The 13,881-nt window shown below is 62.3% G+C and carries 10 protein-coding genes; 8 read left to right on the top strand and 2 right to left on the bottom strand.

Annotated features, from left to right (window positions below; genetic code table 11):
* The first annotated feature begins 2 nt into the window (after positions 1 to 2).
* On the top strand, positions 3 to 662 hold the full coding sequence (locus PMW70_RS05470) for a DUF5028 domain-containing protein (protein WP_271744101.1): 660 nt from the start codon (positions 3 to 5) through the stop codon (positions 660 to 662).
* A gap of 105 nt (positions 663 to 767) precedes the next feature.
* Here PMW70_RS05470 and PMW70_RS05475 read toward each other — a convergent pair whose 3' ends face one another.
* Positions 768 to 1,484, bottom strand: a complete 717-nt coding sequence (locus PMW70_RS05475; protein ID WP_089573261.1) for a hypothetical protein — start codon at positions 1,482 to 1,484, stop codon at positions 768 to 770.
* Between the two features lie 116 nt (positions 1,485 to 1,600).
* Between PMW70_RS05475 and dnaX the strand changes: the two genes are divergently transcribed.
* Positions 1,601 to 4,081, top strand: a complete 2,481-nt coding sequence (gene dnaX / locus PMW70_RS05480) for a DNA polymerase III subunit gamma/tau (RefSeq protein WP_158551940.1) — start codon at positions 1,601 to 1,603, stop codon at positions 4,079 to 4,081.
* Between the two features lie 21 nt (positions 4,082 to 4,102).
* On the opposite strand, the gene PMW70_RS05485 is transcribed toward dnaX, so the two are convergent.
* Positions 4,103 to 4,576, bottom strand: a complete 474-nt coding sequence (locus tag PMW70_RS05485) for a hypothetical protein (RefSeq protein WP_117648547.1) — start codon at positions 4,574 to 4,576, stop codon at positions 4,103 to 4,105.
* Between the two features lie 349 nt (positions 4,577 to 4,925).
* Between PMW70_RS05485 and PMW70_RS05490 the strand changes: the two genes are divergently transcribed.
* From PMW70_RS05490 to nifJ, 6 genes are all read left to right on the top strand, one after another.
* Positions 4,926 to 5,246 (top strand): YbaB/EbfC family nucleoid-associated protein, encoded by a 321-nt coding sequence (locus PMW70_RS05490; RefSeq protein WP_006235174.1) that lies wholly within the window; start codon positions 4,926 to 4,928, stop codon positions 5,244 to 5,246.
* A gap of 13 nt (positions 5,247 to 5,259) precedes the next feature.
* Positions 5,260 to 5,856, top strand: a complete 597-nt coding sequence (recR, locus tag PMW70_RS05495) for a recombination mediator RecR (protein WP_089573257.1) — start codon at positions 5,260 to 5,262, stop codon at positions 5,854 to 5,856.
* A 245-nt stretch (positions 5,857 to 6,101) separates the two neighbouring features.
* Entirely contained in the window at positions 6,102 to 7,007 is a 906-nt protein-coding gene (locus tag PMW70_RS05500; protein ID WP_117564927.1) for a hypothetical protein, read from the top strand.
* Positions 7,004 to 8,848 carry a serine/threonine protein kinase gene (locus PMW70_RS05505; RefSeq protein WP_271744102.1) on the top strand — a complete coding sequence of 615 codons (1,845 nt, stop codon included), beginning with the start codon at positions 7,004 to 7,006 and terminating at the stop codon, positions 8,846 to 8,848. Before PMW70_RS05500 ends, PMW70_RS05505 begins: the two co-directional genes overlap by 4 nt.
* Positions 8,849 to 8,851: 3 nt before the next feature.
* Positions 8,852 to 9,790, top strand: coding sequence for an FHA domain-containing protein (locus tag PMW70_RS05510; RefSeq protein WP_022094220.1), 939 nt, complete (start codon positions 8,852 to 8,854; stop codon positions 9,788 to 9,790).
* 402 nt (positions 9,791 to 10,192) lie between these two features.
* On the top strand, positions 10,193 to 13,732 hold the full coding sequence (gene nifJ, locus PMW70_RS05515) for a pyruvate:ferredoxin (flavodoxin) oxidoreductase (RefSeq protein ID WP_271744103.1): 3,540 nt from the start codon (positions 10,193 to 10,195) through the stop codon (positions 13,730 to 13,732).
* The last annotated feature ends 149 nt before the right edge of the window (positions 13,733 to 13,881 follow it).

The raw sequence follows: 13,881 nt of genomic DNA on the forward strand, positions 1-13,881 counted from the left end.
CGATGAAGAAGACCCTGTGGACGAGAAGATCGGCGCTCGCGCTTTTTTGCTGTGCTGCTGCCGGCCTTGCGGGCATGAGGGTGAGCGTCGTTAACGGGAACCGGACGGTCATTCCTGAGAAATATTACGCGGAGGGCGAATGGCTCTCGATGGATGGAGCGTTTCTGGGGTCGAAGGATGTGGTGACTGATGGGTATTCGTTTTGCATAGACGGGGCAGAGTTGCTCACGCCGCGCGAGTATCTCAAACGAGCACATGACGATTATTCAAAATATGGCACCGTGGATACGAAAACGAGACTGAAGGATGCCGACATCACGTGCGTTATCGCCGTAAAGATGCGTGTCAGAAATAGGGATAATATCGACGGTGGAATCAAAGCGTATGTTTGGCATCTGGTTCCGGAGTCTGCGCCAAACTATGATTTTGTAGTCAATACCGATCTGATAACGCAAGCCATGCCGGTCCTTGGCGGCTCTGCTGCGTTTGCCGTGGAGGTTGGGGCAGAAAACGAGTTGCTCGTCCCATTTATGATGCAGAACACCAACGACTATTTCGAAGGTTACGAGACCGTCCGTTTTGAGAAAGCAATTCCCGGGACTTACACGATGAAGATGACCGATCTGCCGGAGCGGAGGCTCTTAAGGTTTGAAGTGAAATAGCTCGAGAGCAAGGCAAAACGGGTCCATTGGCGGTACGCGCGCCCGATTCCAGGCGCCCCGGCCCGGAATCGGGCGCGGGACGAGGCGCCTTCGGTGTCGGCCGGCCTACCGCTTCTTCTTGCTCTTCTTCTGCTTGCGCTGCTTGCCCTTGGTCTCCTGGGGCTTGTCGCCCTGTTTTGCTTCGGCAGCGGCCTTTTCTGCCTTCATCTTCTTGCGTTTGGTCTCGATGCGGAGTTTTTTGTTGATGCGCGCCTTAAGGAAGGGACCGAACTGCTCGGCATCGCCGCGGACAAAGGTGTCCTTAGGGATCGTCACGCCCTGGTCGGCGAACATGGCCACAAAGATGCGCTCGCCGTCGAGCACGTGGTCGAGCTTTTCAAACGGGAAGAACTGCGACTTGCCGCTCGTGCCCCAAACCATCAGGCCGTCCTCGTTGGCGGCGACGCGGCGATAGCGGCCACCCATGGACTCGTCGGCCTCAACGGCGTCGATAAAGTCGCGGGCGAGGGTGTGGTGCAGGTTTTTGCTCCACCAGGCCAAAAAGGCGCCGAATACGATCAAGACGACGCCAAACTTGATCCAGTTGCCGCCGGCCACCAGCATGCCGATGCCGATGAGCGCGGCAATTGCCGCGGCGACATACAGCGAGCCGCGACGCCTGGGCGAGGCGACCAGGCGGGCGAAGTCGGTGACGAGGTCGTTTTCGTATTGGTACTCGTTGAGGTACAGGATGCCGTCGTCGGCTGCGGCCTGCTCCTCGAGCGCGACCTCGACCTGGTCGGCTGCTTCGGAGGGAACGAGGTTGCTCTCTGCGTCTGCCATGCTCTTTGGACTCCTATCGCGGCGGGCTCGCCGTACGGGTTATTATGGAATGCAGTATGCCGTGCGACCGCATGGCCGCCGCGGCAACAAGACTCAGTATACCCGGGGGAGCACCCATGGAATCGTTGTACCGAAAGTATCGCCCGCTCACCTTTGACTCCGTGGTGGGCCAGCAGCATATCGTCTCGACGCTCGAGCACGCCATCACCGAGGGGCGCCTGTCCCACGCCTACCTGTTCTGCGGACCGCGCGGCACGGGCAAGACCACCATGGCGCGCATTCTGGCCAAGGCGCTGCTGTGCCGCAATGCCGAGGCGGCGCGCGCCGAGGGTGCAAGCGGCTGCATGCCCGACGGTACTTGCGAGGAGTGCGAGCTCATTGCCGAGGGTAACCACCCCGATGTCTACGAGCTCGATGCCGCCTCCCGCACGGGCGTGGACAATGTGCGCGAGGAAATCATCAACTCCGTCAACTTTGCCCCGGTGCGCGGCAAGTACAAGATCTATATCATCGACGAGGTCCACATGCTCACGACGGCGGCGTTCAACGCGCTGCTCAAGACGCTCGAGGAGCCGCCGGCACACGTGATCTTTGTGCTGTGCACCACCGACCCGCAAAAGATTCTGGAGACCATCCTCTCGCGCTGCCAGCGTTTCGATTTCCATCGCATCGGCAACGAGGATATCGAGCGTCGCCTGGCATACGTGTGCGAGCAGGAGGGCTTCGATTACGACGATGAGGCGCTGGCTATCGTGGCGCGCCATGCCAAGGGCGGTATGCGCGACGCGCTGTCCACGCTGGAGCAGCTGAGCGTCTTTGGCAACGGTTCTGTGCATGCGGACGACGCCCGCTCGCTTTTAGGCGAGGTTTCGGACCAGATTCTGGGCGAGTTTTCCCGCGCCATTGCCGATCGCGATGTTGCCGAGCTCTATGGACTGATCCGTGCGCAGGTCGAGGAAGGAAACGACCTGCTGGAGCTGACGCGCGACCTGGTGGCGCATGTGCGTGACGTGTACGTTGCCTGCGTTGCCGGTGCCCGTGCCGAGCTGTTTGAGGGCGGCTCCGAGCAGGCCGAGGCGCTTGCTGCCGAGGCCGCTGCCTTTGGCGAGCATCCTGCCGACCGCCTGGCCCGTGTGCTGACGGTGCTCGACGATGCCGCACTGGAGATGAGGGGCGCGAGCGACGTGCGCCTGGTGCTCGAGATCGCCTGCACGCGCCTGGCACGTCCCGAGGCCGATTTAACGATTGAGGCATTGGCCGAGCGCGTGGCCCGCTTGGAGGCCATGGTTGCCAACGGCGCCGTGCCGGCGAGCGTGGCTGCTGCTCAGGCCGCCGCGCCTGCAGCATCCGTACCCGCTGCTGCCCAACAGCCGACGCTAATTTCGGGCGCTCGTGCTGCCGCTCCGGCGGCATCCGCTGCCCCCGCTGCTACGTCCGCGCGCCAGGGCGGTATGCCTTGGGACCGTGGTGCTGCTGTTCCGGCTGCCCAGCCTGCGTCCCGTTCTGCGTCCGTGTCAGCTTCCAAGCCTGCAGCGCCTGCACCTCAGCCTGCGCCGACTCCGACGCCTCAGCCCGTTGCGGCTCCCGCGCCTGCCACCGCTCCGGCACCTAAGCCCCAGTCCAACAATGCCGCCCAGGTTGCCGCCGCCGGTACTGCCGAGACGCCCGCGGTCGAGGATGCCGGAGAGCTGCAGCGCAAATGGGCCGAGGTTGTCGAGCGTGTCAAGGCGCGTCAGGCTTCCTACGCGGGGCTTTTGCTCAATGCCCGCGCCACGGCTGACGACGGCTCCAGGCTCACGGTCTCGTTCCCCGCGGGCTCGACCTTTGCCATCAAGATGCTTGGACGCGCCGACACGCAGTCGGTGGTCCTGCCGACAGTCAGTGCGGTCTTCGGTCGTCGTACCGTCGACTATGTCCTGGATGGGGGTGGCACGCCGGCTCCTCAACATGAGGAGCATTCTCCATCTGCACGGGCTGCGGTATCTGCGGACCCGCAACCCGTGTCCTCGGCGGCCCCTGCATCCTCGAGCGCCAGCGCGACGCAGCCAAAAGCAGCACCGATAGCGGCGCCGACCCCGTCGGCGCCTAAGCCCGTCATGGCCAAACCGGCTGCTCCGACACCCGCGCCCAAGCCTGCCTCGCCCGCGCCCAAGTCGTCTGACCTGGGCAAAGCCCCCTGGCTGCGCTCCGACAACCCCGCCGGCGCTCCTGCCACGGGCAAGCTCCCGACCGAGCCCGCGCCCCGAGCGCCCGAGCGCGCGTCCGCTCCCAAGGCTCAGCCCGCCGCGCCGTCTGCGCCATGGGAATCCGAGCAGGTTCCCTACGACGATGCCATGGTTGGCGGTTTTGTTGCCGATGCTGGTGGGGACGATCTGCCTCCGTTCGACGTGCCGGGTGCGGCGTCCGCGCCCAAGTCCGCTGCAACTGCCCCCAAAGAGGAGGACGCTCCTGCAGCTCCCTGGGAGTCCAACTCCGGTGCGGGCGGCCCCTTCGGCCATCAGGGTGCAGCCCCGAGCATCCCGCAGACCGAGGACGAGGCCAAAGCCCTCATCCGCAGCGTCTTCGGCCAGTCCACCATCTTCAAGCCGGTGGAGTAGCTGCGCAGGCGGGTATACTGCTCAAGAAGAGAACCCCTTGCCCGGGCGCATCTGTATTTCGGACATGTGCAACGTGGTGCCGCGTATATCGCATTCGAGCAGACAGGCGCGTGACGGTCGGCCTAGGATGCTGAGGTCGATACGATACGTCGCATGGCTGTCCGTGTACTCGACTTGCTCGGCGTTGACGGTTGCTCCGATTGTAAATAAAGAGCCCAGTTCGGCATCGACAATCTTGGAGTCCTTTATCTTGACCTTGAACTCTTGGTAGAGGGACGGGCTGTTGTAGTAAATGGTTCGGGTTCCGTCGGTGCATTCATCGGTCGTCTCCCATTTGACGACGGGCTGGTCCGAGCTGGCTATCAGCAGTTCTGCTCCAAAAGCTATGGCATGGGTGATGATAACCAGTAATACCCAGACGACAAAGAGATAGAGAACCACATATGCAACGGGGTGTTTTGAGCGGATGTTTTGGAGTACGGCTGGGACATTCACGAGGGCACCTCCAAATCGTCATCTATGACAATCAAATTATACCCAGCCGCCATGCGTGCCGCCTCGAGCAGCGGCTCGGCATTTTGCCATGTAGCCTTGTAGCCCTACGCATAAACTGCCTGGTTCCAGCTCTGCTAGATGTAGCTTGAGATAATTATGCAACCTTGCATAATTCGACCTTGCATAATCTTGGGCGTGCGTCACGCTCAAGGACATGTATATCGACTGAGGTAGCGTGTCCGCCCCGCTTGCTTGCCCCGCGCCGTGGTACGATTTTTGAGTTTGAAAGTCCCGTCGCGCTCCGGCTGCCCTTGCAGCTTGTCGCGCGGCCGCACGTAAAGGAGCCATCATGGCCGGTATGAACATGCAGCAAATGATGAAGCAGGCTCGCAAGATGCAGGAGCAGCTTGCCGCCGCGCAGGAAAACCTTAAGTCCCAGACCGTCGACGCCTCTGCCGGCGGCGGCATGGTCAAGGTGACCGTTAACGGCGAGATGGAGCTCGTCAACCTCACCATCGACCCCGATGCCCTCGATCCCGAGGACGTCGATATGCTGCAGGACATGATCATGGCTGCCGTCAACGAGGCCGTCCGCGGTGTCAACGAGCTCGCCAACAAGCAGATGGGCGCCATCACCGGCGGCCTCAACATCCCGGGCATGCCGTTCTAAGACACGCATATATATGAGTGCCAACCATAGTCTGCAAAAATTGCTCGATGAGCTGGGCCGTCTGCCGGGCATTGGTCCCAAGTCGGCCCAGCGCATCGCCTATTACCTGCTCGAGGCCGATGCCGAGGAGGCGCGCCGCCTGGCCGAGGCTATCCTGGAGGTTAAGCAGGAGGTTCACTTTTGCAGCCGCTGCTTTAACTACGCCACGGCCGACGAGTGCTCCATCTGCCAGGATTCGATGCGCGATACCACTCGCATTTGCGTGGTGGGCGAGCCGCGCGATGTCCAGGCGATTGAGCGCACGGGCAGCTACCACGGTCTCTACCACGTATTGGGCGGCGTGATCAGTCCCATGGACAAGATTGGTCCCGAGCAGTTGCACATTCGTGAGCTGCTGGCACGCTTGGGCCACGAGGACATCCACGAGGTCATCATCGCCACCAACCCCAATATCGAGGGCGAGACCACGGCGAGCTACCTGGCCCGCACTATCAAGCCGCTGGGCGTTGAGGTATCGCGTCTGGCGAGCGGCCTTCCCGTGGGCGGCGACCTGGAGTATGCCGACGAGCTTACGCTTGGGCGCGCCATCGAGGCCCGTCGCACGATTTAGGTGGCGAGCCTGCTCCTGCCGTATGTCTTCATCGCGACGCACGGGGTAGCCATAATTTCCCCGTGCGACTGTAAGTTTGTTGTGCAACAAAGATGCTTTGTATCCGCTTATCGCATGGATGCTTCCACTCGCATCCTTAATTTGCCCATTCGTTGCGCAACCTTTTGGGTTCGCTGATACACTCAAATATGGATTCGAATGAATGCGCCGCTCCCGAGCGGCGTGTTTTTGTTGGAGGAGAACGCATGCGGCCCGGTGGTACTCAGACAAAGCGCGGCGCCGCGGTGCGCATGCGACGCCGACTGGGCTTGGCGCCGCGGGCGTACGCACTGCTGTCTTGCTCGCTGGTGCTGGTCATAGCTGGCGTTTCTGCCTATGGCATGACCGTGCCGTCCATGATGCAGGCACATGCCGCACGCGAACCGCGCGTGGGGCATGAGGTCAAAAGTGACCTGGGGACCACGACTGGATATGCTTGGGCAAGTGTGGTCGCGCATATTGTGTTTGGCACCGGCGACGCGGACGGCGCCGAGGCCCCGGACAACGAAGTCACGCTTGCCAATGGCAAAACCATCGTGCTCACCAACACCAAGATCATCGATCGGTTGTCCAACAATAGCGTGGCGGCAACGGTGAATAAGGTCGAGCAGCAGAAGGAGCAGGACGCCCAGCAGTCCGGAAAGCCCGGTAGCTCGGATACTTCTGGCTCCGGCTCGGATTCGTCGAGTTCGGGCGGTGGCTCTGGGTCGGGTTCCTCTGCCGGAGGGTCTGGAAACGGCGGCTCGACGGGCGGCAACACTGACAACGATGCAAACTCCGGTGGCCTTTCCGCTGCTGAGGAAGAGAGCATTCACAGCTGGCTTGTGACCAAGTACAACATGCTCGACGGCTATGTTTCTCGTGCCAATGACGTGGTCTCGACCTATAACTCTACGGGAGATCCCAGGCCGTGCGACAGCCTGGTCGGGGAGATGTTTGTCATTCGAGCCGAGTTCGGTCGTCAGACATTCTCGCCCCGGTCAAAGTGGTATCAGCAGTATGCCAATCTGTGGGGCTGTTACACCAACCTATGTCAATGGGTCGGCCATTACGGCGATGATGACGTCGCGCTCGGTAACTTCAACAATAACGTGGCGGCGCTTGCCCTATGATGACCGATCTTGCATCCACCACACCACAATCGCTCGGTCGCGATCCCATGGTCGGCCTGCGCCTGGCGCGTGTCGACGGGTTTGAGCCGGCCATTGCGCTCGGTCAGGGCGAACTGCCTGCCTATCTGCGTCGTTTTACGATGCTGTTTGCCGACGATGCCACCATGCGCCGTGGCGGTATCGGCCGCGTGACGCGTGCCGTCAACGCCCAAGGCGAGGCCGTGGCACTCAAACAGCTCATCTTGCCGACGCGCGATGAGTTTGACGACGATGCCGCTCACGAGGCGCTGGTCGCCAAGTTCAAGGCGGCGTTTCGCGAGGAATACGAATGCCATCGCGCCCTTTCGGGCCTTAAGGGCTTTCCCCGCCTCTATGGCTGGGGCGAGGTCGACGGTGTGCCTGCAATTGTCATGGAATGGGTCGAGGGCGAGACGCTTGCCCGCTTGCGTTCGCGACTTGCCGTGGACGATGCCGGACGCCTGTCGCCGCTTGTGGCGGCGCGTCTGGGTCGCGACCTGTTCGATCTGCTCTGCCGTATGAGCCTGGTGGGCGAGGGCTTTGTCCATCGCGATATCTCGCCCGCTAATATTATGGTGCGTACGGCGCGTCTACCGCTTGACCGGCAGCTTGCCGAGGGCACCTTTGACCTGTGCCTGATCGACTTTGGCTCGTCGCTGGCGCTTGAGCCTGCGTCGGCCGTGGCCGGTACCGGCGGCAAGGCGTCGTTTACGGAGCGTTATGCCACGCTGCGTCGCGCGACGGTTGCCTATGCCCCGCCCGAGATGCTCACCGACGATATTCCCGACCTGCGCGCTTTGCGTATGTCGCCGGCGATTGACGTCTATGCCGCGGCAAGCACGGTTTACGAGCTCATTGCCGGCATCGCGCCATACGAAACCGCGCCGAGCACTTCGGGCACCTCGGGTTCGCGCAAAAAGACGCGCGACATCGCGAGCCCCTACCGTCTCAAGATGGACACGCGGCCCGACTATCCCATTGGTGCCCATGCGCCCGGTTGCGATTTGACGCAGCTGCTTCGTCGTGAGCCCGATGTGGCGCTCGCCGCGGCCGAGCAGGCCCAGCAGCTGGGGCTTGAGCCGGATTCCGAGGAGCTACGCGATGCGCTGGCGTTTGTCGATGCCCAGCTGTTCAACGTGGTGATGGCCTGTCTGTCCAGCCATCAAAAAGATCGTCCCGAGCCGGCGGCGGTCGAGGCGGCGCTCTCGGCGTTTTGTGACCACTATGCGCAAAATGTCGGTCGTTCGCTCCGCGGCGAGCCGCTCACGCCGTGCCCCATGGATGCGTCCGGCCGCGCGGTTCGTCGCGCGCTGATGGTCGGCGCGGCGGTCGTCTGTGGCGTGGTTTGGGCTGCGGTCGTGGTTTCGGCCGCGCTGCTGGCGTCGGGCGCTCGCGTGACGGCGACTTTGGGATCGCTCGTGTGGCCTGGGTCGCTACCGGGTGTTATTGCCGCACTGGCGCTGGCGCTGCCAGGCATGGCCGGCGTTGTCGCGGGGGCACTTGCGCGCGATCGACGCTCGGGGTTCCTGCAGGGTGTGCTTGCGCTTTCTGCCTGCGAGGTTCCGGTACTGGCTGTGGCTGCATGTAGCGTATTTTCCCAACGCGCCGTGATGGGCGGCCTTGTTGCCGCTCTGGTTGCAACCTATACGCTTACGTGGTTTTTGCTTGCGATGGGCTTTGCCTTTGAACTTCCCGTTTCGGCACCGCGACGCACAAAAGCCCAGATGGCGACTCCGCTTGCCGGTGGAGCCGCAGCTGCCCGTACTTTTGGCGGACCTGTCGAAGTATCGTCCGATTCTATTTCTACGACCAAGGAGGCCTAGGTCATGGCATCTCAAGTTGAGCTCACCCCATGCGGGGCCATGTTTGACATCTTTAAGCGCGCGGCGCATCTGAGCCATATCGAGCTGTGCGGCTTGGTGCTTTCGTCCCGTCCGCTCGCCGACGGCCGCAGCCCGCAGAGCCGAGCCGCCGATCGCTCTTGGGTTTCCCGCTTTATCGTTCGCGCGCCGGTCGGCACGCTTCAGCAGCGCTACTTTGCCGAATACGGTACCTCGGCTGCGCGTATTATGTCGCAACTGGCCCTGCGCCAGCGCAATCCCATGGACTCCACGGCTGTGATCAATATGGTGTGCGGTCCTGCAGGTGAACCGATGGTACGCGCGCTCGAAGAGTGCCATCAGGACACGAATCTCTATCGCAACGCGCTCGATCGCCTGTCCCAGGCGGCGGAACTCATGCCCGCCGAGCGCGCCGAGGCCGTGCTGGTGCTGTTTGTCGCCGTCGGTTGTTCGGCGGATGTGCGGTCCTCGGTGAACTATGCCATCGACTACGCGCACGCGACCTGTGGCGGAGGCACCTCCACGCCGCGTTCGCTTGGCATGTCGATGACCGCGGGCGAACGCGAACCCGCTCCGGCGCACCCCTTGGGCTTGCTGCGCGTACAAAACAGTTTTGTCGTGAGCGCCCCGCGCTGGATTCAGCCGAGTGAGCAGGGTGTTGAGATTGGTGCGCTGGCCACTGGTGAGGGCGATATTACCGACGTCGGCGACGATGTCTCGGCCCGCCATGCCCATATCTGGTGCGATGCTCAAAATATCTGGCACGTCGAGGACTTGTCGTCCACCAACGGAACCGTGGTGGTAAACGGGGCCACGCGCGTCTGCATTCAGGTCGAGCCCGGCCGTTCCGCCCAACTCAATCCCGGCGACGAGCTCAAGCTCGGCGAATCCACTACCTACGCCATCCTCTTCGGTGCCCTCTAGCCAGTCCCGCCAAATGGTCCCTCCGTCCCCAAGGGATCATTTTGCTCCCGGCAGTCACCCGAGGTAAACCTTTACCGCCCGCCTATATTTGCCGAAATTACACTTGACGGCGGGGTACAATAAACCCGCATGCGGATTTCCGTTGCGGGCGCTTCCCATCGCCGGGGCGTGCCCGGGAGCATCCGGCATGCGGCCTTTGCGGCGCTCGGTCATGTGCAAGACGGGCGGTCGGGTCTGTGGGGCGCATCAGTTGCCCCTCGCCTCGGCATGTCTTCTCTCCACGCCACGTACCTGCTGCTGAGCCTGCCTGCCAGATGATTGGAAGCAACAGCGTAAATCCCATCACGCCAATATCCCGGCGATCGCCGGGGCCTGTATACCTATATGAGAGGAGAGGGGTATATGGCGCGTAAGTTTAAGTCTATGGACGGCAACGAGGCGGCCGCATATGTTTCGTATGCGTACACCGAGGTAGCGGGAATCTATCCCATTACGCCGTCCAGCCCGATGGCCGACCATGTCGACCAGTGGGCGGCCCAGGGTCGCAAGAACATCTTCGGCACCCCGGTCAAGGTCGTCGAGATGGAGTCCGAGGCAGGTGCGGCCGGTACCGTTCACGGTTCGCTGGGCGCCGGTGCTCTGACCACCACCTACACGGCTTCTCAGGGTCTGCTCCTGATGATCCCGAACATGTACAAGATCGCGGGCGAGCAACTCCCGGGCGTCTTCCACGTCTCCGCGCGTTGCGTCGCTTCCCACGCCCTGAACATTTTTGGCGATCACTCCGACGTCATGGCCTGTCGTCAGACCGGCTTCGCCATGCTCGCCGAGGGCAACGTCCAGGAGGTCATGGACCTCTCGCCGGTGGCTCACCTTGCCGCCATCGAGGGTAAGACCCCGTTCCTTAACTTCTTCGACGGCTTCCGCACCAGCCACGAGATCCAGAAGGTCGCCATGTGGGACTACAAGGATCTTGCCGAGATGTGCGACATGGACGCCGTCCAGGCTTTCCGCGACCATGCGCTCAACCCTGAGCACCCGCACACCCGCGGCAGCCATGAGAACGGCGATATCTTCTTCCAGAACCGTGAGGCCTGCAACAAGGTCTACGACGAGCTTCCCGCCGTCGTCGAGGGCTACATGAAGAAGATCAACGAGAAGCTCGGCACCGATTACGGCCTGTTCAACTACTACGGCGCTCCCGATGCCGACCGCGTCGTCGTGTGCATGGGCTCCTTCTGCGACGTGCTCGAGGAAGTCATCGACTACCTCAACGCTCACGGCGAGAAGGTCGGCCTGGTCAAGGTTCGTCTGTTCCGTCCGTTCTCCATCAAGCACTTCGTCGACGTTCTCCCCGAGACCGTCCAGAAGATCGCCGTCATGGACCGTACCAAGGAGCCGGGTTCCATCGGCGAGCCGCTCTACCAGGACGTCGTCTCCGCTCTCTACGAGGCTGGCAAGACGGGCATCAAGGTTGTCGGCGGCCGTTATGGTCTGGGCAGCAAGGACACGCCTCCCGCGTCCGCGTTCGCTGTCTTCGAGGAGCTCAAGAAGGACGAGCCCAAGCGTGAGTTCACCATCGGCATTGTCGATGACGTGACCAACCTGAGCCTGCCCGAGGCCGAGGATGCGCCCAACACCGCAGCCCCCGGCACCATCGAGTGCAAGTTCTGGGGTCTGGGTGGCGACGGTACCGTCGGCGCCAACAAGAACTCGATCAAGATCATCGGCGACCACACCGACAAGTACGTCCAGGCCTACTTCCAGTACGACTCCAAGAAGACCGGCGGCGTCACCGTCTCGCACCTGCGCTTTGGTGATTCCCCGATCCGTTCGCCGTACTACGTGACCAAGGCCGACTTTGTCGCCTGCCATAACCCCAGCTACATCGTTAAGGGCTTCAAGATGGTCCGCGACGTCAAGCCGGGCGGCACCTTCCTGGTCAACTGCCAGTGGAGCGACGAGGAGTTCGCCGAGCACATGCCCGCCGTGGCCAAGCGCTACATCGCGAACAACAACGTCAACGTCTACCTGATCGACGCTATCGACCTGGCCGCCAAGGTCGGCATGGGCAAGCGCACCAACACGGTGCTCCAGTCCGCCTTCTTCGCGCTGGCCAAGGTCCTGCCCGCCGAGGACGCCCTGCAGTACATGAAGGACGCGGCCACCAAGTCCTACATGAAGAAGGGCCAGGCCATCGTCGACGCCAACCACAAGGCCATCGATGCCGGCGCTACCGCCTTCCGTAAGTTCGAGGTTCCGGCCGACTGGGCAACTGCCGAGGATGCCGCTCCCGTCGAGCTCTCCGAGGAGACCAAGTCCGCCATCGCCCAGCAGGTCAAGAACCTGCTCGAGCCCATCGATCGCATGGATGGCGACAGCCTGCCCGTTTCCGCCTTTGTCGATTGCGCCGACGGCCAGTTTGAGCTGGGCGCCTCCGCATACGAGAAGCGCGGCGTCGCCGTGGTCGTTCCTCACTGGGACGAGACCAAGTGCATCCAGTGCAACCAGTGCGCCTATGTGTGCCCGCATGCCACCATCCGTCCGTTCGCGATGACCGAGGACGAGGCCGCCGCCGCGCCCGAGGCTACCCGCACGCTCGACGCTATGGGCCCCAAGGCCAAGGGCATGAAGTTCACCATGGCCGTGTCCCCGCTCGACTGCATGGGCTGCACCAACTGCGTCAAGGTCTGCCCCAAGGGTGCCCTCGAGATGGTTCCCACCGAGCAGGAGATGGACCAGCAGCCCGTTTGGGACTACATGGTCGAGAACGTCTCCGAGAAGAAGGAGCTCATCGCGGCCAACGTTAAGGGCAGCCAGTTTAAGCAGCCCTACCTGGAGTTCTCTGGCTCCTGCGCCGGCTGCGCCGAGACCGCCTATGCACGTCTGGTGACCCAGGTCGCCGGCGACCGCATGTTCATCTCCAACGCCACCGGCTGCTCCTCCATTTGGGGCAACCCCGCTGCCACCGCTCCTTACTGCAAGGACAAGGACGGTCACGGCCCGGCGTGGAACAACTCCCTGTTCGAGGACAATGCCGAGCACGGTCTGGGCATGGCCGTCGGCTATGAGGCTGTTCAGCACAAGCTGATTGCCGCCACCCAGGACATCATCGCCGCCGATGGTCCGTCTGACGAGCTCAAGGCTGCCGGCCAGGCTTGGATTGACTCTGTCAACGACGCCGAGGCCTCCAAGACCGCTGCCGCTGCCTACGTTGCCGAGCTCGAGAAGTGCGGCTGCGAGGCTTCCAAGGCGATCCTCGCCGACAAGGCTTACCTCACCAAGAAGTCCTTCTGGATCTTCGGCGGCGACGGTTGGGCCTACGACATCGGCTTCGGTGGCCTGGATCACGTCCTGGCTTCCGGCCACAATGTCAACGTCTTTGTCTTCGACACCGAGGTTTACTCCAACACCGGCGGTCAGGCCTCCAAGGCCTCGAACTTGGGCCAGGTCGCTCAGTTCGCCGCTGCCGGTAAGGTGACCAAGAAGAAGTCTCTGGCCGAGATTGCCATGAGCTACGGCTACGTCTACGTGGCGCAGGTCGCCATGGGCGCCAACCCGGCTCAGACCCTCAAGGCCATCCACGAGGCCGAGGCCTACGACGGCCCGTCCCTCATCATCGGCTACAGCCCCTGCGAGATGCACTCCATCAAGAAGGGCGGCATGCAGAACTGCCAGGCCGAGATGAAGAAGGCTGTCGAGTGCGGTTACTGGAACCTCTTCCGCTTCAACCCCGAGGCTGCTGCCGGCAAGAAGTTCTCGCTCGATTCCAAGGAGCCCGCGGGCGGTTATCAGGAGTTCCTGATGAACGAGGCCCGTTATGCTTCGCTGACGCGTTCCTTCCCCGAGCGCGCCGAGGAGCTCTTCAAGGAGAACGAGCAGGCCGCTATGGACCGCTACGCTCACCTGCTGAAGCTCAAGACGGTGTACAACGAGGCCTAAGTCTCCCACCGCAGGATCTGAGGGCTGACCTTCGCGGACGTCCTCGGACATGAAAGAACCCCCGCTGCGCACTGAACTGCCTCCCATTTCTTGGACACAAGAAATGGGAGGCCTTTTTATGGCTGGAAACGCTTTGTACGACGTCGGGA

It is taken from the genome of Collinsella aerofaciens (assembly GCF_028209625.1).
Classification (GTDB): domain Bacteria; phylum Actinomycetota; class Coriobacteriia; order Coriobacteriales; family Coriobacteriaceae; genus Collinsella; species Collinsella aerofaciens_AM.